16 protein-coding genes and 1 other annotated feature are annotated in these 19,999 nt (G+C 40.4%); of the genes, 13 read left to right on the top strand and 3 right to left on the bottom strand.

Annotated features, from left to right (window positions below):
* Window positions 1-103 precede the first annotated feature (103 nt).
* Complete coding sequence (gene rnpA / locus IEX12_RS10445; protein WP_088051700.1) at window positions 104-445, bottom strand: ribonuclease P protein component; 342 nt, start codon at window positions 443-445, stop codon at window positions 104-106.
* Window positions 446-571: 126 nt separating this feature from the next.
* The gene (rpmH, locus tag IEX12_RS10450) at window positions 572-706 is read right to left on the bottom strand and encodes a 50S ribosomal protein L34 (protein WP_011067894.1); all 135 of its coding nucleotides are present in this window, start codon (window positions 704-706) and stop codon (window positions 572-574) included.
* Window positions 707-1,358: 652 nt separating this feature from the next.
* Between rpmH and dnaA the strand changes: the two genes are divergently transcribed.
* The 8 genes from dnaA to IEX12_RS10490 all read left to right on the top strand — a co-directional run bounded on the left by dnaA (window position 1,359) and on the right by IEX12_RS10490 (window position 12,713).
* Window positions 1,359-2,711, top strand: coding sequence for a chromosomal replication initiator protein DnaA (dnaA, locus tag IEX12_RS10455; protein WP_088051702.1), 1,353 nt, complete (start codon window positions 1,359-1,361; stop codon window positions 2,709-2,711).
* Window positions 2,712-3,394: 683 nt separating this feature from the next.
* A complete protein-coding gene (dnaN, locus tag IEX12_RS10460) occupies window positions 3,395-4,531 on the top strand; it encodes a DNA polymerase III subunit beta (RefSeq protein ID WP_088051704.1) in 1,137 nt (378 codons plus the stop codon).
* 262 nt (window positions 4,532-4,793) lie between these two features.
* Window positions 4,794-5,015 carry a S4 domain-containing protein YaaA gene (yaaA, locus tag IEX12_RS10465; RefSeq protein WP_088051705.1) on the top strand — a complete coding sequence of 74 codons (222 nt, stop codon included), beginning with the start codon at window positions 4,794-4,796 and terminating at the stop codon, window positions 5,013-5,015.
* Between the two features lie 345 nt (window positions 5,016-5,360).
* Window positions 5,361-6,473 (top strand): DNA replication/repair protein RecF, encoded by a 1,113-nt coding sequence (gene recF / locus IEX12_RS10470; protein ID WP_155554642.1) that lies wholly within the window; start codon window positions 5,361-5,363, stop codon window positions 6,471-6,473.
* A 14-nt stretch (window positions 6,474-6,487) separates the two neighbouring features.
* Window positions 6,488-6,766, top strand: a complete 279-nt coding sequence (remB, locus tag IEX12_RS10475) for an extracellular matrix regulator RemB (protein WP_155554656.1) — start codon at window positions 6,488-6,490, stop codon at window positions 6,764-6,766.
* A 105-nt stretch (window positions 6,767-6,871) separates the two neighbouring features.
* The gene (gyrB, locus tag IEX12_RS10480) at window positions 6,872-8,797 is read left to right on the top strand and encodes a DNA topoisomerase (ATP-hydrolyzing) subunit B (protein ID WP_188725107.1); all 1,926 of its coding nucleotides are present in this window, start codon (window positions 6,872-6,874) and stop codon (window positions 8,795-8,797) included.
* A 220-nt stretch (window positions 8,798-9,017) separates the two neighbouring features.
* Entirely contained in the window at window positions 9,018-11,519 is a 2,502-nt protein-coding gene (gyrA, locus tag IEX12_RS10485) for a DNA gyrase subunit A (RefSeq protein WP_088051708.1), read from the top strand.
* A 93-nt stretch (window positions 11,520-11,612) separates the two neighbouring features.
* Window positions 11,613-12,713: an HD-GYP domain-containing protein gene (locus tag IEX12_RS10490; protein WP_088051709.1), complete on the top strand. Its 1,101-nt coding sequence runs from the start codon at window positions 11,613-11,615 to the stop codon at window positions 12,711-12,713.
* A gap of 61 nt (window positions 12,714-12,774) precedes the next feature.
* Here IEX12_RS10490 and IEX12_RS10495 read toward each other — a convergent pair whose 3' ends face one another.
* A complete protein-coding gene (locus tag IEX12_RS10495; RefSeq protein WP_088051710.1) occupies window positions 12,775-13,719 on the bottom strand; it encodes a YaaC family protein in 945 nt (314 codons plus the stop codon).
* A 168-nt stretch (window positions 13,720-13,887) separates the two neighbouring features.
* Between IEX12_RS10495 and guaB the strand changes: the two genes are divergently transcribed.
* The 5 genes from guaB (at window position 13,888) to serS (ending at window position 19,979) form a co-directional block, all read left to right on the top strand.
* Complete coding sequence (guaB, locus tag IEX12_RS10500) at window positions 13,888-15,357, top strand: IMP dehydrogenase (protein WP_188725108.1); 1,470 nt, start codon at window positions 13,888-13,890, stop codon at window positions 15,355-15,357.
* 169 nt (window positions 15,358-15,526) lie between these two features.
* Complete coding sequence (locus tag IEX12_RS10505; protein WP_188725109.1) at window positions 15,527-16,873, top strand: serine hydrolase; 1,347 nt, start codon at window positions 15,527-15,529, stop codon at window positions 16,871-16,873.
* A gap of 42 nt (window positions 16,874-16,915) precedes the next feature.
* Window positions 16,916-17,800 (top strand): pyridoxal 5'-phosphate synthase lyase subunit PdxS, encoded by an 885-nt coding sequence (gene pdxS / locus IEX12_RS10510; protein WP_188725110.1) that lies wholly within the window; start codon window positions 16,916-16,918, stop codon window positions 17,798-17,800.
* A 15-nt stretch (window positions 17,801-17,815) separates the two neighbouring features.
* On the top strand, window positions 17,816-18,403 hold the full coding sequence (gene pdxT, locus IEX12_RS10515) for a pyridoxal 5'-phosphate synthase glutaminase subunit PdxT (protein WP_155554646.1): 588 nt from the start codon (window positions 17,816-17,818) through the stop codon (window positions 18,401-18,403).
* 38 nt (window positions 18,404-18,441) lie between these two features.
* Window positions 18,442-18,652 (top strand) — a binding site (T-box leader).
* Window positions 18,653-18,704: 52 nt separating this feature from the next.
* Entirely contained in the window at window positions 18,705-19,979 is a 1,275-nt protein-coding gene (gene serS, locus IEX12_RS10520; protein WP_188725111.1) for a serine--tRNA ligase, read from the top strand.
* Window positions 19,980-19,999: the final 20 nt, after the last annotated feature.

Consider the following 19,999-nt stretch of genomic DNA (forward strand, 5'->3'; position numbering starts at 1 on the left):
TATAGCCGTGTTGTAGCTGGACAAGAAAAACCTATGTATATAGCTTATTCATTAGTTTATCATTAAATTAATATAAGATTCTATATAAAACGTAATTAAGTCATTATTTTTTCAACAATCGTTCTTTTGCTAATAGATGAACCAAACTTTTCTTTATTTGATGAAAGTCCATTTCCTTTGTTGGCTGTCTGGCAATAATAACAATATCATAATCAGTGTTTACTTTTTCCTCTAATTCATGAAAAGCCTGACGCAAATATCGTTTAATCCGGTTTCTCGTTACGGCATTTCCTATTTTTTTCCCTACTGATAGGCCAATCCGGAAATGATGCTGATCCTGTTTCTGTAAATAATAGATAACAAGCTGGCGGTTGGCAAACGATTTCCCCTTCTTAAATACATGCTGAAATTCTTTATTAGCTTTAATTCGAAATGCCTTTTTCATATCTATCACCTTTACGAACGAAACAATTCATGACTATAATACAGCTGATTTTATGCTGTTACATCTATTTGGAAAAAAATTTATTACGACAAAGTGGAAAAAAGACCACTGACTCTTTTCAGTGGTCTATGCTGATAACACTTTTCTTCCTTTACGACGACGGCGAGCTAAAACATTACGTCCATTTTTAGTGCTCATACGCGCGCGGAAGCCGTGTACTTTTTTACGTTTACGGTTATTTGGTTGAAACGTTCTTTTCATCTATCATGCACCTCCCAAGGGAATTAAAAATACAACTTTAAACATATCCTACAGACAGTCTCACTAATTATACGTAAAACAAGCGATATCTGTCAACCGGAAAAACACTTGCTGATTTTTTTCCAGAAAGCAACTGGTCAAAGATTTTTTTATCCACAGCACCATGTTTAAATTTTTTCGGCGAATTTTTTCTATCCACAACACATATCGACAAGTAAATCACAAAATATAGTAGTGTGGATAAAAAATATCTACAACAGGTAGTTTTTGTGGATAACTGTCGAAAAACCGTTGCACATAAGCTTTTTTTTTGGTATTATATTTGTGTTTTAACATGTGGAAAAACCAAATTGGCGTTTCATCTATCCACAAACTGTGTATAACCTGTGGATAGTTGTTCACACCTCTGTTAATCCACTTATCAACAAACAAGTGGATATTGTAGATAATTTCTGTTACAACTAAATATAACAATACTTTATTATCCACATAATATAATAGATAATTTTTACGCTTACCATATACCATTCAACTTGTAATAGTAAGCTGATTTTTTTACGTAAAAATGCCTTTCCATCTTCATTTTTCATAACCTGGGAGATTGAGAGAGGCTTTTTCTATCATTACTTTTTCTGAAAGGAGTGAAACCGGCTTGGAAAACATCGATGAACTGTGGATGGCTACACTCGAGGTAATCGAAGAACAAATCAGTAAACCAAGTTATGAAACATGGCTAAAAAATACCAAAGCCTACTCATTTAAGGACGATACATTAACTATTTCTGCGCTCAATGAATTTTCAAAGGATTGGCTGGAAAGTAAATACACAAACTTGATTTCCAACGCGTTATACGACGTTACCGGGTCAAGGCTGCAAGTAAAATTTATAATTCCCGAAACAAATCCCGATACAGCTGAAATGAATACCGCACCTAAAACGGTCGCAAATACAAAAGATAACCAGGGGCAGGATGTTGCAAAAACAATGCTGAATCCAAATTATGTGTTTGATACGTTTGTCATTGGTTCTGGAAATCGGTTTGCCCATGCAGCATCACTGGCAGTTGCAGAACAACCAGCAAATGCATATAATCCACTATTTATCTATGGCGGTGTCGGACTCGGTAAAACCCATTTAATGCACGCAATCGGTCACTATGTACGTGAACATAACCAAAACGCCAATGTCGTTTATATAACTTCTGAAAAATTTACGAATGAATTTATTACTGCCATTATGGATAACAAATCAAATAATTTTCGTAATAAATACCGGAACGTAGATGTGCTGCTGATTGATGATATTCAATTTATCGCTGGAAAGGAATCTACACAAGAGGAATTTTTCCATACTTTTAATGCATTACACGAGGAGAGCAAACAAATTATTATTTCAAGTGACCGTCCACCTAAAGAAATTCCAACACTCGAAGATCGTTTACGTTCACGCTTTGAGTGGGGACTGATCACAGACATTACACCGCCGGATTTAGAGACGAGAATTGCAATTTTGAATAAAAAGGCAAAAGCGGAAGGCCTTGATATTCCAAACGAAGTCATGAACTACATTGCCAATCAAATTGATACGAATATCCGTGAGCTTGAAGGGGCATTAATTCGTGTTGTCGCCTATTCATCACTGGTTAACCAGGATATTGACGCATCACTTGCAGCCGATGCTTTAAAGGATATCATTCCAAGCAGTAAACCGAAAATTATCACGATCGATAAAATTCAACAGGTTGTGGGGGAAAAATATAATATCAAATTGGAGGATTTCGCTGCCAAAAAGCGAACAAAGCAGATCGCCTTTCCACGGCAAATTGCCATGTACCTTTCCAGGGAATTGACCGATTTTTCCTTACCGAAAATTGGCGAAGAATTTGGGGGACGCGATCATACAACCGTTATCCATGCCCACGAAAAAATAGCAAAACTGCTGGAAAACGATACATTGCTTGATCGGGAAATTGAACAAATAAAAGAGCAGCTAAAGTCATTTTAATTATCCATGAACAAAAGCGCAAGGCGCCCGTTTAGCGACTAGAGGACTCTCGCCCTGCCAAGCAGGGTGGTTCGGTGTTGCCGCCGGGAGCGGCGGTTTTAACCGAACATTCCTACGTAGGAGATAAAGGAAACATGCCCCTTCATAGGGGTAGACGTGAGTTGGGCGCAAAGCCCGTACTTAGTCGGCCATCCTTCTTACCCGAACCGATGTTGACTTATCGTACGGAGGCGGTGTTGTCCACTACAGCTTTAGCGCTGGAGCCGGACGCGGCCTACCCTGACATGAGCGGAATAGTACCTGTTTCTTATACTTTCTTACCCATCAATGAAAATTTTAATGGTTAAGCTGCAGGTCCTTTTACAAACATGTGAATAGTGTGTATAGCAGCACAGAATTGCCAACAGTTTATCCACATGTGTATAACTAGCAATTACGGCTGTTAACCTTGGTTATCCACATAATCACAGACACTATTATTATTACTATTACTTTTTTTATAAAAAATAATTATATAAGGGTGTTCTTAAAGAAGGGTAAAAATAGCATAGGTCTGCTGCTTCATCATTACGCTGGAATTCGCGGCAGATGAAACAAGCAACGAAGTGAGATTGATACATCATTTTTACCCGACTTTTTTGAATGTCCTACATAAATTACATCCTATTAGGAGGATTTGATTCATGAAATTTATCATTCAACGCGAGCAATTAATTGCGAGTGTGCAAGATGTAATGAAAGCAATCTCGTCCAGAACAGCGATTCCTATATTAACAGGAATGAAAATTGATGTACGACACCATGGAATAACGTTAACAGGAAGTGATTCCGATATTTCGATTGAATCCTATATTCCCGCTGAAGAAGCTGGTATCGTTCATGTGGAAAACATAGAAGAAGGAAGTATTGTCATACAAGCACGCTATTTTCCCGATATTGTTCGCAAGCTGCCGGAAAAAACGGTAGAAATTGAAGCTGATCCCAATTTAAAAGTAACGATTCGTTCTGGTAAAGCAGAATTTAATCTTAATGGCCAGGACGCAGAGGAATTTCCACACCTGCCAAAATTGCAAACGGAAAACAGTCTGAGTATACCAACAGATATACTTAAAAGTTTAATTAGACAAACTGTATTTGCGGTATCAACAATGGAAACACGTCCTATTTTAACTGGTGTTAACATAAAGCTTGAAAATAATACCTTAAGCTTTACCGCAACTGACAGCCATCGTCTGGCATCTAGAGAAGTCCCTGTAAATAACGCGGAAATTGAATTTTCCAATGTGGTTGTTCCGGGTAAAAGCCTAACCGAACTCAATAAAATTTTAGCCGATACAGAAGAACCGGTAGAAATTAATGTGACCAATAATCAAATTCTGTTCCGAACGAAGCATTTATACTTTCTGTCACGACTGTTGGACGGTAATTACCCGGAAACATCCCGTTTAATCCCGGAACAAAGCAAAACAGTCTTATACGTAAATACAAAGGATCTTTTGCATACAATTGACCGTGCTTCACTTCTTGCAAAAGATGAACGGAATAATGTTGTAAAATTAACGACGAAGAGTAATCAGGTTTTAGAAATTACTAGTAATTCTCCGGAAATAGGGCGGGTTGCCGAGGAAGTCACGGTACAATCGCTGGAAGGAGAGGAACTGAGAATATCATTCAGTGCTAAATATATGCTGGATGCGTTAAAGACCATTGATTATGATGATGTAAAAATAGAGTTTACCGGGGCAATGCGGCCGTTTATTATTCGCCCAACCGATGATCAATCGATTTTGCAGCTTATCGTTCCAGTCAGAACTTATTAAAACTTCCCAGTTTGCGGCTCTTATCCTCTTCCGGATAGGAGCCGCAAACTGTTAAAAAAGGAAAATATTGGCAAATGATAAGTCGCAAACTCTAGAGTTAGTAATAGGGGGCTCTTTTGCTAAAGCCCCCACGTCCTGTACAAGCCCACTTATAAAAATGAATTACAGGGTCTTACCTTTCCTTAACGTCAAAACTTTAGTAAAATAGAGAGAAGGCAAAATTAATGATGTACTTGCATCTCGAATAAAAAGTGGTGAGAATATGCATAAAAAAATTGAGATCCATACGGACTACATTACATTAGGCCAATTTTTAAAACTGGCAAATATCTTTGAATCAGGCGGTATGATTAAAGGATTTTTACAGGAACAAGGGGTTTTGGTAAATGGTGAAAAGGAAAACCGCCGCGGCCGCAAGCTCTATGAAAACGATGTGGTTGAAGTTGAAAATAGTGGCTCTTATATCGTGACAACAAAGGCGTAAGCGCCCGGTTAGTGGCGTATATGCTGCGCCCTACCAAGCAGGGTGGTTCGGTGTTGCTGCGCAAAGCAGCGGTCTTAACCGAACATTCCTACGTAGGAGATAAAGGAAACATGCCCCTTCATAGGGGTAGACGTGAGTTGGGCGCAAAGCCCGTTCTTAGTCGGCCTTCCTTCTTACCCGAACCGATGTTGACTTGTCGTATGGAGGCGGGTGTTGCATACTAGCCACTGGGCGCTGGAGCCGGACGTGGCCTACCCTGACATGAGCGGAATAGAACCTGGATTTTTATACTTTCTTGCCTATTTGAAGAAATAATATATTTTATGGAAAAAAGAGGAATTTTTTATGCATATTCAGCAACTAACATTAAAAAATTATCGGAATTATGATCAGCTGGACATCGCGTTTGATGATAAAATTAATTTAATTGTTGGTGAAAATGCACAAGGAAAGACAAATCTTATGGAAGCGATCTATGTTTTAGCATTCACGAGGTCACATCGAACACCAAGAGAGAAAGAACTTATCCAGTGGGAGCAAGAGTATGCTAAAATAGAAGGCAGGATAACAAAACGAAATCAAACCTTTCCACTTGAAATAGTTGTTTCAGCCAAGGGGAAAAAAGCAAAGCTGAATCGTATTGAACAACAGCGTTTAAGTGATTATATCGGAGCATTGAATGTTGTCATGTTTGCCCCTGAGGATTTGACTTTGGTAAAGGGTGCCCCACAAATTCGCAGACGCTTTATTGATATGGAGCTTGGTCAAATCCAGCCTCGATATGTTTATCATTTAGGACAGTACCAAAAAATATTAAAACAACGAAATCATTTATTAAAACAAATGCAGCCAGGCAATACGCAAGATCGTACCATGTTAGCAGTACTAACAGAACAATTAATTGAACATGCTGCAACATTACTGGAAAGACGATTTGTTTTCCTCGACATGTTGCGAAATTGGGCTAATCCGATTCATCATGGCATAAGCCGTGGACTGGAAAGCCTTGAGATCAGGTATTCTCCAACAATTGAAGTATCAGAAGCGACAAATAAGGAGAAAATAGAGACTGTATACTTGGATAAATTTCAGCAATTACAGGAAAAAGAAATCGAACGTGGGACAACGTTAATTGGTCCGCATCGTGACGACCTGATTTTTCTGGTAAATAACAAAGATGTGCAAACATTCGGATCACAGGGACAGCAGCGAACAACCGCATTATCCATAAAATTGGCAGAAATTGAATTAATCCGCAATGAAGTCGATGAATATCCCATCCTCTTACTTGATGATGTGCTTAGTGAATTAGATGATTATCGGCAATCTCATTTGTTAAACACGATTCAAGGAAAAGTCCAAACCTTTGTATCCACCACCAATGTCGAAGGAATTAACCATGAAACATTGAAAAAGGCTGAGTTTTTCCGTGTTAAAGATGGGGTTGTAGTTACATAGAGGTGGTGTTAAGGATTTTTATTCATATTGGCAATGATACGGTAATTCAATCGAAGGATGTTATTACCATTATTGATCGAAATGTAATTACCTCTTCTTCTGTAATGGAGGAGATGATGCATCATGCAAAAAAAGAAGAAAAGGTTGTAGGGGATATAGCTGATACAAAATCAGTTGTGGTGACCAGTGACTATATTTATTTTAGTTCCTTGTCTGTATCAACACTAAAGAAACGCGCAAGCATGATTTCAACGATAAGCAAACTTGATGATTATGCAGAGGAGCTTGAGTAACGATGAAAGGAACGGAACTAGCTGAAGGGAAAAATTCGGCTGCCGCGATGTTAACAATATTTATGCGAGGAAAAACCTCCTGAATGAAGAAATGTGGGTGAAAAAATGTCAATAGAAGACAAGGTAACAAATGAACAAGCCTATAATGCTGATCAAATCCAAGTCCTTGAAGGCTTGGAAGCAGTTCGAAAGCGACCTGGAATGTATATTGGATCGACAAGTGGAAAGGGCTTGCATCATCTTGTATGGGAAATTGTCGATAATAGTATTGATGAAGCATTAGCAGGTTATTGCGATCATATCCAGGTCATTATTGAAAAGGATAATAGTATTACAGTTAAAGATAATGGACGGGGAATCCCGGTTGGTATTCAGAAGAAAACAGGCAAACCGGCACTTGAAGTTATCATGACGGTACTTCACGCAGGTGGTAAATTCGGCGGCGGCGGATATAAAGTTTCTGGTGGCCTCCATGGTGTCGGTGCCTCTGTTGTTAATGCTTTGTCGAGCAATTTAGAAGTATATGTTCACCGTGAGGGAAAGATTCATTTCCTCGCATTTGAAAAAGGTGTACCACAAGATGAAATTAAAGTGATCGGTGAAACTGACATTACTGGAACGATTACTCATTTCAAGCCTGATCCGGATATTTTTACAGAAACAACGGCATTTGAATTTGAAGTATTACAGCAACGTGTACGTGAATTAGCCTTTTTAAATAAAGGAATAAGGATCTCGCTTGAAGATAAGCGTACGGATGAAGAGCCCGTTACTTATCATTATGAGGGCGGTATTCAGTCTTATGTGGAATATATTAACCGGACAAAAGAAGTTTTACATGAGCCCTTCTATGCGGAAACAGAGGAACAGCAAATTACTGTGGAAGTAGCGATTCAATATAACGATGGATTTGCCAGTAGTATTTATTCTTTTGCCAATAATATCCATACGTATGAAGGCGGGACACATGAATCAGGCTTTAAAACAGGGCTGACAAGAGTGATTAATGACTATGCCCGGAAAAATAATTTGTTTAAGGAAAATGACCCGAATTTAACAGGTGATGATGTTCGGGAAGGATTGACAGCAATTGTCTCGATCAAGCATCCGGATCCGCAATTCGAAGGACAAACGAAAACAAAGCTTGGAAATAGTGAAGTTCGCACAGTAACAGATGCGGCATTTAGTGAATCCTTCTCCGCCTTTTTATTTGAAAACCCAACTATTGCAAAGATTGTCGTAGAAAAAGGGTTAATGGCGTCCCGTGCACGAATGGCAGCGAAAAAGGCGCGGGAGTTGACAAGAAGAAAGAGTGCTCTGGAGGTTTCCAATTTGCCTGGTAAGCTTGCCGACTGTTCATCGCGAAATGCAGAAATTAGTGAGTTATATATTGTTGAGGGGGATTCAGCTGGCGGGTCTGCTAAACAAGGCCGTGATCGGCACTTTCAGGCAATTCTTCCATTACGCGGGAAAATTTTAAACGTCGAAAAGGCAAGGCTCGATAGAATTTTATCAAATAATGAAGTTCGGGCGATGATTACAGCACTGGGAACTGGTATTGCCGAGGACTTTGATATTACAAAAGCCCGTTACCATAAAGTTGTCATTATGACTGATGCTGATGTTGATGGTGCCCATATTAGAACATTATTATTAACGTTTTTCTACCGGTATATGCTTCCATTAATTGAAAATGGCTATATTTATATTGCCCAGCCGCCACTTTATAAAATACAGCAAGGCAAGACGGCACATTATGCGTACGATGATAAAGAATTGGATCGTATTCTGGCAGAGATCCCGAAAACACCTAAACCAGGATTACAGCGTTATAAAGGTCTTGGTGAAATGAACGCGACACAGCTTTGGGAAACGACAATGGATCCGGAGAATCGTACATTATTGCAGGTGGAGCTTGCAGATGCGATTGATGCTGACCAGGTTTTTGATATTTTGATGGGTGATAATGTCGAACCAAGGCGTAATTTTATCGAGGAAAACGCCCAATATGTTAAAAATCTTGATGTATGATAGCGGAGGTCAGAGGTCGGAATCCGGAGGTCAGATTTGGAAAATTTTTAAATTCCCAATCTAACTTCTTAGCAGAATGTTTGATTACAGAATTTATATAATAGCTGGAGAGAAGTATAGATAAATAAATTGGCTATTTAGCTGTTTTATTTCAGTCTGACTTCTTCTCCCTGCATTTTTGGAAAAATGCGAAGGTGTTTTTCTAAAAGGAGGTATTTTAATGGCGGATCAACAACGTCCGAATGTTCAAGAAGTGAATATCAGCCAGGAAATGCGCACATCGTTTCTTGACTATGCTATGAGTGTTATTGTGTCACGTGCTCTCCCAGATGTACGTGACGGTTTGAAACCCGTTCATCGCAGAATATTATATGCGATGAACGATTTAGGTATGCATGCTGATAAAGCATATAAAAAATCCGCCCGTATTGTTGGGGAAGTTATTGGTAAGTATCATCCACACGGGGATTCCCCTGTATATGAATCAATGGTAAGAATGGCGCAGGATTTCAGTTATCGTTATATGCTCGTTGACGGGCATGGAAACTTTGGTTCAGTCGATGGCGATTCTGCGGCGGCAATGCGTTATACGGAAGCCCGTATGTCGAAAATATCCATGGAATTATTACGTGATATAAACAAAGACACGATTGATTACCAGGATAACTATGACGGTTCTGAACGCGAGCCTGCGGTTTTACCATCTCGCTTTCCGAACTTGCTCGTCAATGGGGCATCAGGAATTGCAGTTGGAATGGCAACGAATATTCCCCCGCACAATTTGGGTGAAACAATTGATGCTGTTCTGGCGGTTAGTAAGGATCCGGAAATCTCCATTGATGAGTTAATGGAAAATTATATTCATGGCCCCGACTTCCCAACTGCCGGTCAGATTCTTGGCCGCAGCGGGATCCGCAAAGCATACGAAACAGGTAAAGGTTCGATAACCATTCGAGCCAAAGTCCATATTGAAGAGCATGCAAATGGGAAATCAACGATTATTGCAACAGAATTACCATACCAGGTAAATAAAGCGAAATTGGTTGAAAAAATTGCTGAACTTGTCCGGGATAAACGGATTGACGGCATTACTGATTTACGCGATGAGTCCGATCGAAACGGTTTGCGGGTTGTGATGGAACTGCGCCGTGACGTTAATGCAAATGTCGTATTGAATAATTTGTACAAGTATACCGCGCTGCAAACTACATTCGGAATTAATATGCTCGCTTTAGTCGATGGTCATCCAAAGGTTTTATCGGTTAAACAAGCTTTGCAGCACTATTTGGACTATCAAAAAGTAATTATTAAACGCCGAACTGCATTTGAATTACGTAAGGCAGAGGCACGTGCACATATTTTGGAAGGTCTGCGTATCGCCCTGGATCATCTTGATGAAGTGATTTCGCTAATTCGTAATTCGAAAACAGCTGATATTGCCCGTGATGGGTTGATGGAACGCTTTAAGCTATCCGAAAAGCAAGCACAGGCAATTTTGGATATGCGTCTGCAGCGTTTAACAGGCCTGGAACGTGAAAAAATTGAAAATGAGTATAACGAGCTTTTAAAATTAATCGACGAATTAAAGGCAATTTTAGCCGACGAAGAAAAAGTTTTGGAGATTATCCGGGAAGAGCTTACCGAAATAAAAGAACGTTACGGGGATGATCGCCGTACCGAAATTATGCTCGGCGGCACCGATTTTATTGAGGATGAAGATTTAATTCCGGAAGAAAATATTGTGATTACATTGACACATAAAGGCTATATTAAACGGCTGCCATCCTCTACGTATCGCACACAGAAACGTGGTGGCCGAGGAATTCAGGGGATGGGAACGAATGAGGATGATTTTGTCGAGCATTTAGTGTCAACTTCCACCCATGATACCGTAATGTTCTTTACAAATAAAGGGAAGGTCTACAAAACAAAGGGCTATGAAATTCCGGAATTCAGCCGTACCGCAAAGGGAATTCCGCTTATTAACCTGCTGCAGGTGGAAAAAGATGAATGGGTTAATGCGGTCATTACGGTAAATGAATTTGCTGACGACTGGTATTTCTTCTTTACGACAAAATATGGCATATCCAAGCGCACGAAGCTTTCCCAATTTGCCAATATCCGTAAAGGTGGTTTAATTGCCTTAAATTTGCGTGACGAAGATGAATTAATTTCCGTAAGATTAACCGACGGAACGAAGCACATTATGATTGGTACCCGAAACGGCTATCTAATTCGCTTCCCGGAAGATCAGATTCGTTCCATGGGAAGAACCGCTGCGGGGGTTAAAGGTATTTCATTACGAGGTGATGATGAGGTTATCTCGATGGAAATCCTTGAAGCAGGCATGAACATTTTAAACGTGACAAATAAAGGGTATGGAAAGCAAACACCTGAAGTCGAATATCGCGTGACAAATCGTGGTGGAAAAGGTATTTTTACGTGTAATATTACTGAAAAAACAGGACATGTCGTAGCGGTGAAGGCCGTTACTGGCGAGGAAGATATCATGCTGATCACGGTTGCCGGTGTGTTAATTCGTATTCCAGTTGAAGGTATCTCGGAAACAGGTAGAAATACACAAGGAGTCCGGCTGATTCGTCTGCAGGATAATGAAGAGGTCGCAACGGTTGCTAAGATTGAACCGGATGAAGAAGAAGAAAGTGAACAGGAGAACGGCGATACACCTGATGAAAATGTGGAAAACAATGATAACGAGTAACAACTAGATAAAGAACATTCACAGGGTGACTAGAGCTGCATCAATGCTTCTTTAGTCACCTTTATTTTAAAGGATGGCTAAGGAGGGAACCAGATGCAGGTGAATCCATCACAACTTATGCCTGGCTGTGTGCTAATTAGCGATGTCATTGGCAAAACAAATCGACCAATTATTCCGAAAAACACTGTTTTAACAGCGTACCATATTACAGTACTGGAGAAATTCCTGGTGGAGTCCGTTGATGTAGCGGCTAAGCTTCAGGATGGAGAGCTTTTTACACCGAAACAGATACAAAAAGAAAAGGTAGAGCAAGCAATACCAGAAGTCGAGAAAACAAATAAAGTTCCGGAACGATTTACAGCACATTATTTAGCCGTTGTCGAACAATATCAGAAATTATTTACAAGCTGGCAAAATCATGTCCCCATTGATATGCCATCCGTAAGAAAACTGCTGATTCCATTATTTGAAAGGACTGTAGAAATTGGCCCGGAGGTGCTTACGTTAAACCGCTTTGTTCCAAAACCTGACTATTTTTATCACCATGGTGTAGCAGTTGGTATGCTTGCAGCGTATTTAGCCAAGAAAATGGGTTATCCAGAAGGGAAATGGCTGCAAATTGGCCTGGCAGGGTTTTTGTGTGATTGCGGGATGGCTAAAATTGATCCGAAAATTGTTGGCAAGGAAAGCATACTAACCGAATCTGAACAGGCTGAAATCAAGAAACACCCAATTTATTCCTATCGAATGATTGAGCACATTCCTTTCATCAAGCAGGAAGTGAAATTGGCTGTTTTGCAGCATCATGAGCGATTTGATGGAAGTGGCTATCCACTTGAGCTTTCTAAACAAAAAATTCATATCTATGCGAGAATCATCGCGATTTGTGATACTTATCACGCGATCACGTGTGAACGATCTTACAGGAAAAAGCAATCACCGTTCAGGGCAATTGAAGAGCTGCGGCATGAGCGTTTTTCCCAGCTTGATCATCATGTGGTACAAACCTTTATTCGTTGCCTCACGAATTATTCACCTGGAACCAGGGTCAGACTTTCGAACCAGCAAACAGGAGAAATTGTTTTTATGGAAGACAACTATCCAACAAGGCCAATTGTCAGGATGGATGAAACTGGTAACGTTATATCACTAAAAGACGATACGGCATTGTTTATTGATGAAATTCTTCCATAACATTGTTTTTGAGTTCCGGTACTTAAGGGGTGCGCCGGGATTAAATTATTTGATCTTGAATTCATCCTTGCATCAGTTCCATCCCCAATAGGAAAGGTATTTTTTTATTTGTTATCGTTAGAAACTGCTGAATGAAAGGATAATCTATTTCAGTTTTCGTTGCCAGAAGTTCTCCCCACCATTCTGTTTCATATCGGCTTATCATACTTAAATTGTAGAGCAACAAATAATGGATCAGTACTTCCGGAATAGTCAGGAAGCTATCTCGATTCATTGGGAAGTAAATCTCACCATCCCGATGATAGAAAAATGGCCCTACGGAAAAGCTGATTGGTTCTGTTAATTCCAGTTGCAGCTGATCGGCATTTACATTTGTCTCTTTAATCGGTGGCAAATGTGCCGATATTCGTTTCAAAAATGCCTTTTCCGTCAAGAAATAAGTGTCTAATAAGCTTAAAGGAAAGGTGAGTTTGTTTGTGTCTGCTTTCCCGACTGAAAGCAATTTTCTATGGCCGGAAAACAAAAATAAATCACTCATTTCCGGAATAAGTGTAAACAGCTCATCCATATTTATTTTTTCAAAGGGGATATGATCCATCCTGTACAAATGCTTTGCTGCATACGAAAACAATCCATTGTGCTGTATTTTGACCTCATCGTTAATAAATGTGTATTGCTTCTTTTTTCTCTTCCTTGTTGATACACCGTGAGCAAGGATGGATGTTGATTCCGGGTAATCCGGCCGTTTCGTCAAGAGACATGCTTTTAATAAATGGGTCAATCCGTAGAATAATAAAATCGGCTGCATAAATATGGGGGAACGTTGACCCGCTGAAAAAAACTGCCTTCCATGGTCAAGATAATACATGAACGCATTGCAATTTTCATAGCTCTTTGCTTTCGCGTCAACACCAGGCAATTTTTTATAGCATTGCTTCAAATAATGACGCGCAGTCTCCTGTGATTGTAAGTATGTGTAAAATAATGCTGTATCTTGTTCCCACATAAAGGCTTCCCTCTTAAGTATTAAAAAATTTTGAATCTATTTTCTTCTCTTTGGCAGCAAATCTTTTATTGAAAAAGCGTTTTGGATAACGTATTGTATATAACAATAATAGTGTAACCTAGTGATCAAAAATATACACAGACAGCCAAATCTAAAGGAGGAAAATTCATGCGAACGGATAAGTTTTCCAAGGAAGGGTTAACATTTGATGATGTGCTATTGGTTCCTGACAAGTCAGAGGTTTTGCCCAAGGAAGTCGAATTAAAAACGGAATTGTCAGCTAATTTAAAGCTCAATGCACCACTTATTAGTGCAGGAATGGACACGGTAACGGAAGCAACGATGGCAATCGCGATGGCCCGCCAAGGCGGTTTGGGCGTTATTCATAAAAATATGTCGATTGAAGATCAGGCGGAAGAAGTTGATCGGGTAAAACGTTCGGAAAGTGGTGTAATTACTAATCCTTTCTTTTTAACACCGGAGCATCAGGTTTACGATGCAGAACACCTGATGGGCAAATTCCGGATTTCCGGCGTACCGATTGTGAATAGTATTGATGAACAAAAACTGGTCGGCATTTTAACGAATCGTGACTTACGCTTTATCCAGGATTATTCGACATTGATTAAAGATGTGATGACAAGTGAAAATCTTGTTACGGCCCCTGTTGGTACAACGATTAATGAGGCAGAAAACATTCTCCAGCACCATAAAATAGAAAAACTTCCTTTAATTGATAATGAAGGTATACTTAAAGGTCTTATTACAATAAAAGATATTGAAAAAGCGATTGAGTTCCCAAATGCTGCGAAAGATGTACACGGAAGATTGCTGGTAGGTGCAGCTGTGGGTGTAACTGCGGATGGCATGAAACGGATTGAAAAATTGGTTGATGCCGGTGTTGATGTAATTGTTATTGATACCGCTCATGGTCATTCAAAAGGTGTATTGGATCAGTTACATGCCGTAAGAAAAGCTTACCCTGATTTGGACATTATTGCTGGCAATGTTGCGACAGCTGAAGCAACAAAAGCCTTGATTGAGGCTGGTGCTACAATTGTGAAGGTTGGAATCGGCCCAGGGTCAATTTGTACAACCAGGGTCGTTGCTGGTGTTGGTGTACCGCAAATAACGGCAGTGAATGATTGTGCAATGGCTGCAGCGCAATATGGTGTAGCGGTAATTGCCGACGGTGGTATTAAGTATTCTGGTGATGTTGTCAAGGCACTTGCTGCTGGTGCACATGCCGTCATGCTTGGCAGTATGTTTGCCGGTGTTTCCGAAAGCCCAGGCGAAACGGAAATTTTCCAAGGGCGCCGCTACAAAGTATACCGTGGGATGGGTTCTGTTGGTGCAATGAAGGCTGGATCAAAGGATCGATATTTCCAGGAAACAGAAGATACAAAAAAACTTGTTCCAGAGGGTATTGAAGGAAGAGTAGCGTATAAAGGCCCACTTGCTGACACGGTTCATCAATTACTTGGCGGGCTGCGTGCAGGTATGGGATATTGCGGGACCCCAACCATTAAGGCTTTACGGGAGGATGCCAGATTTGTTCGTATTACCAATGCAGGATTACGTGAAAGCCATCCGCATGACGTGCAAATAACGAAGGAAGCACCTAATTATTCTGTATAAAATAGGCCTGTTCGTTAACCGGCACCGAGTTTGTCTAATTTAATTTAAAATAGTAGTGTTTTCCTATACAAAATTTTACTAGATAGGGACTATTCCCTGTCTATTTTTTTACCTTTTCTTATGGTAAAATACTAAAGATGCATACTATTTTCAGGCGGAGGTAGAGAAAGTGAAATACAAATTACAGAGAAATATGTCGCTATTACTTGCATTGCTCGTAGTAATGACATCGTTACTAGTACAGCCATTTTCTGTACAAGCAGCAGGAACAGTAGATATTGACGCTGAATCAGCGATTTTGGTTGATGCAGAAACAGGAAAAATAATTTATTCGAAAAATCCTGACGTAGCACTCCCTCCAGCTAGTATGACCAAAATGATGACCGAATACCTTGTATGGGAAGCTATCGAAAAGGGTCAAATCAGCTGGGACACAACAACACAGATTAGTGACTATCCATACAGTATATCTGCGGATTCTACTTTTTCAGGTGTAGGTTTAACACAAAATAAGGATTACACGGTAAAGCAGCTCTATGAAGCAATGGCGATCAATTCTGATAATGGTACAACCATTGCACTGGCTGAATTAATTGCAGGATCTGAAGGTGAGTTTGTTAAACTAATGAATAAAAAGGCGGAAGAAATGGGTCTGCCTGATTACAAGTTTGTTAATGCATCTGGATTAGCAAACGAAGATTTAGGAAAAAATCACCCGAAAGGTACGGAGCCGGATGCCAATAATTTATTGTCCGCAAGATCAGCTGCATTACTGGCGTATAATTTAATTAATGATTATCCGAAAGCTTTGGAAATTTCCAGTATTCCAGAAGCGACGTTTGAGGATCAGACAATTCGAAATTGGAACTGGATGCTGTCACATGATAAAAAGGATGCAAGTTCACTTACACAATTTTATTACGAAGGTGTAGATGGACTAAAAACCGGCTACACCGACCTTGCTGGTTATTGTTTTACCGGAACAGCAGAACGGGATGGCCAGCGTCTCATTTCCGTAGTTATGAAAACAAAAAGTGACGAAGCACGTTTTAAGCAAACTGCTAAATTATTTGATTATGGTTTTCAAAATTTCCAAACGAAAGAGTTATTTGCCAAAGGGTATCAATTAAAAGATAACAAGACTCTTCCAGTCGCAAAAGGAAAAGCGGATACAGTTGAAATTGCAACAAATAAAGCAGTAAAAGTCCCTCTTAAAAATGGGGAAGAGAAAAAATACACAATAAACTATCATATCAATAAAGATAAACTGAATAAAAATGGGGAATTGAAGGCTCCGGTTAAAAAGGGTGAAAAAATAGGTACGGCCGAAGTAGTTTTCAAAGGCAAAAACGACTATGGCTATATTTTTGACGCCAATGCTAATGATACAGTTGATATTGTTACGACCGAGGCTGTGGAAAAAGACAATTGGTTCATGCTGTTACTCGGATCCATCGGTGCGTTTTTCAGTAATCTGTTCTCCACGATTGTTGATACGGTAAAAGGCTGGTTTTAGGTATTAAAATGAGATAGAAAGTTTACAAGAGGGGGAATTTTTATGGGAAACACTGGTACTGATCGTGTAAAACGTGGAATGGCAGAAATGCAAAAAGGCGGCGTTATCATGGATGTTGTCAATGCCGAGCAAGCAAAAATAGCTGAACAAGCAGGGGCAGTTGCGGTTATGGCATTAGAACGTGTTCCATCGGACATTCGTGCTGCAGGCGGTGTCGCTCGTATGGCAGATCCAACCATTACGGAAGAAGTTTTAAACGCAGTAACCATTCCGGTTATGGCAAAAACTCGAATTGGCCATATTGTTGAAGCACGTGTCTTAGAAGCAATGGGTGTTGATTACATTGATGAAAGTGAAGTTCTGACGCCAGCAGATGAGGTTTTCCACCTGAAAAAATCGGATTATACGGTGCCATTTGTTTGCGGCTGCCGCAATTTGGGTGAGGCTGCCCGCCGGATTGGTGAAGGGGCGTCCATGCTGCGGACGAAAGGAGAACCTGGAACAGGAAATATCGTTGAAGCTGTTCGCCATATGCGTCAGGTTCAGTCTGAAATCCGTAAGCTTACGGCAATGTCAGCAGATGAGGTAATGACATATGCAAAAGAAATCGGTGCACCGTACGAACTCTTATTACAAATCCGGGAAGAAGGTCGCCTGCCGGTTGTTAACTTTGCGGCTGGTGGAATTGCCACTCCAAGTGACGCTGCGTTGATGATGGAGCTCGGAGCAGACGGCGTATTTGTCGGATCTGGTATTTTCAAATCGGACAATCCGGAAAAGTTTGCAAAAGCGATTGTGGAAGCAACGACCCATTACAAAGACTATCAATTGATCGCAGAGCTTTCCAAAGGTCTCGGTACGGCAATGAAAGGAATTGAAATGAGTACTCTTTCAGCAGCGGACCGCATGCAGGATCGCAGTGAATAGAAAGAAGGAATGACAATGATAACGATTGGTGTACTTGCATTGCAGGGTGCCGTACGTGAACATATTCGCTCGATTGAAGCTGCAGGTGCAAAAGCTATGGAAATAAAGCGGAAAGAGCAGCTTGCAGAAATCGATGGGCTCATTTTGCCCGGCGGGGAAAGTACGACAATGCGCAGACTTATTGATAGCTATGGTTTTTTCTCGGCAATTCAGCAGTTCGGTGAAACGGGAAAACCGATTTTTGGTACCTGTGCAGGCTTAATCTTGATGGCAAAAGAAATCGATGGTCAGGAAGCACACCTGGGGTTAATGAATATGAAAGTAGCCAGAAATGCGTTTGGACGTCAGGTTGCAAGCTTTGAGACAGACCTTCCGATTGTCCACGTTGCTAACGATTTTAATGCCGTATTTATCCGGGCACCATATATTTTAGAGGCTGGGTCCGATGTGGAGATTTTGGCAACATATGATGATAAAATAGTTGCAGCTAAACAAGGGCATTATATTTGTACTGCTTTTCATCCGGAATTAACCGATGATAACCGATTTATGGAATATTTTGTTGAAATGGTGGAACAATCTATAAAAACACTTGCTTCTTAAAGCTATATTAGCTATGATTTAGGTAACATAGGATCGTTGTAAAAGTAATGACAGGAAATAGTAACAGTGTGTAATGCTAAAGAGAGTCGATGGCTGGTGTAAATCGATACAGGAATACTGTGAATCCATCCTTGAGCTGGTTTACTGAAATGTGTAGGTAAGCCCGGTTAATAACCGTTAATGTATTGGAGCCGGAAGATTTTTTCTTCAACAAGGGTGGCAACGCGGGAATAGACTCTCGTCCCTACATTCAGGGATGGGAGTTTTTTGATTTGTAAGGAAAATAAGGAGGAATTGAACAATGCTTGATATGAAGTATTTACGTAATAATTTTGATGAGGTAAAGGGGAAATTAACCCATCGCGGTGAGGATTTATCGGAGCTTGCGAAATTCGGAGAGCTTGATACGAGACGTCGGGAATTAATTTCTGAGACAGAAAAATTAAAGGCGAAACGGAACGAAACGTCCCAGCAAATAGCTGCCCTGAAAAAGGAGAAAAAGGATGCTGACGCTGTTATTAAAGAAATGCGCGAAGTTGGCGAACAAATTAAAGCATTCGATACGGAACTAAAGGAAATTGAAGCGAAACTTTCCCAGATTATGCTCTCCATTCCGAATATTCCGCATGAAAGCGTTCCGGTTGGGGAAGATGAGGATGATAATGTAGAAGTGCGTAAATGGGGCGTAATTCCCGAGTTTGGTTTTGCAGCAAAGGCACATTGGGATATCGCTACAGATTTGGAAATCCTTGATTTTGAAGCTGCAGCAAAAGTTACTGGCAGCAGATTTGTTTTTTATAAAGGTGTGGGTGCCCGATTGGAGCGTGCCTTGCTCAATTTCATGATGGATCTGCACGCCGATGAACATGGTTATGAGGAAATGCTGCCACCATATATTGTCAACCGCACAAGCTTGACCGGTACAGGACAATTACCGAAATTTGAAGAAGATGCGTTTAAGCTTGAAGAATGGGATTATTTCCTGAATCCAACTGCTGAGGTGGCAGTAACCAATTATCACCGGGATGATATTTTAAAGGTAAAAGATCTGCCGAAAAAATATGTCGCATTTAGTACAAGTTTCCGTTCTGAAGCAGGATCTGCCGGACGAGACACCCGTGGCTTGATTCGTCAGCACCAATTTAATAAAGTAGAGCTTGTTCACTTTGTAAAACCGGAAGATTCGTATGATACATTAGAAATGTTAACAGGCCACGCGGAAAAAGTACTGCAGCTGTTAAAACTTCCATATCGAGTTATGAGCATGTGTACGGGAGATTTAGGTTTTACCGCTGCGAAAAAATATGATATCGAAGTATGGATTCCAACACAGGAAACGTACCGGGAGATTTCTTCTTGCTCCAATTTTGAAGATTTCCAGGCAAGACGTGCAGGAATTCGCTTCCGCCGTGAAGAAAAAGGAAAGCCGGAATTTGTTCATACGCTAAACGGATCTGGCCTGGCAATTGGTCGTACTGTCGCAGCTATTTTGGAAAATTACCAGCAGGAAGACGGCTCTGTTGCTCTTCCAGAAGTATTGCAGCCGTATATGGCTGGAAAGAAAGTTATTAGGTAACCAAACTAAAATCCCAGGTT

It is taken from the genome of Lentibacillus populi (assembly GCA_014642895.1).
GTDB lineage: Bacteria > Bacillota > Bacilli > Bacillales > Amphibacillaceae > Lentibacillus_C > Lentibacillus_C populi.

Bases quoted from the DNA above. Each gene is read 5' to 3' on its own strand.
- rnpA (WP_088051700.1), bottom strand. From the start codon at position 445: ATGAAAAAGGCATTTCGAATTAAAGCTAATAAAGAATTTCAGCATGTA.
- rpmH (WP_011067894.1), bottom strand. From the start codon at position 706: ATGAAAAGAACGTTTCAACCAAATAACCGTAAACGTAAAAAAGTACAC.
- dnaN (WP_088051704.1), top strand. From the start codon at position 3,395: ATGAAATTTATCATTCAACGCGAGCAATTAATTGCGAGTGTGCAAGAT.
- yaaA (WP_088051705.1), top strand. From the start codon at position 4,794: ATGCATAAAAAAATTGAGATCCATACGGACTACATTACATTAGGCCAA.
- recF (WP_155554642.1), top strand. From the start codon at position 5,361: ATGCATATTCAGCAACTAACATTAAAAAATTATCGGAATTATGATCAG.
- gyrB (WP_188725107.1), top strand. From the start codon at position 6,872: ATGTCAATAGAAGACAAGGTAACAAATGAACAAGCCTATAATGCTGAT.
- gyrA (WP_088051708.1), top strand. From the start codon at position 9,018: ATGGCGGATCAACAACGTCCGAATGTTCAAGAAGTGAATATCAGCCAG.
- IEX12_RS10490 (WP_088051709.1), top strand. From the start codon at position 11,613: ATGCAGGTGAATCCATCACAACTTATGCCTGGCTGTGTGCTAATTAGC.
- IEX12_RS10495 (WP_088051710.1), bottom strand. From the start codon at position 13,719: ATGTGGGAACAAGATACAGCATTATTTTACACATACTTACAATCACAG.
- guaB (WP_188725108.1), top strand. From the start codon at position 13,888: ATGCGAACGGATAAGTTTTCCAAGGAAGGGTTAACATTTGATGATGTG.
- pdxS (WP_188725110.1), top strand. From the start codon at position 16,916: ATGGGAAACACTGGTACTGATCGTGTAAAACGTGGAATGGCAGAAATG.
- pdxT (WP_155554646.1), top strand. From the start codon at position 17,816: ATGATAACGATTGGTGTACTTGCATTGCAGGGTGCCGTACGTGAACAT.
- serS (WP_188725111.1), top strand. From the start codon at position 18,705: ATGCTTGATATGAAGTATTTACGTAATAATTTTGATGAGGTAAAGGGG.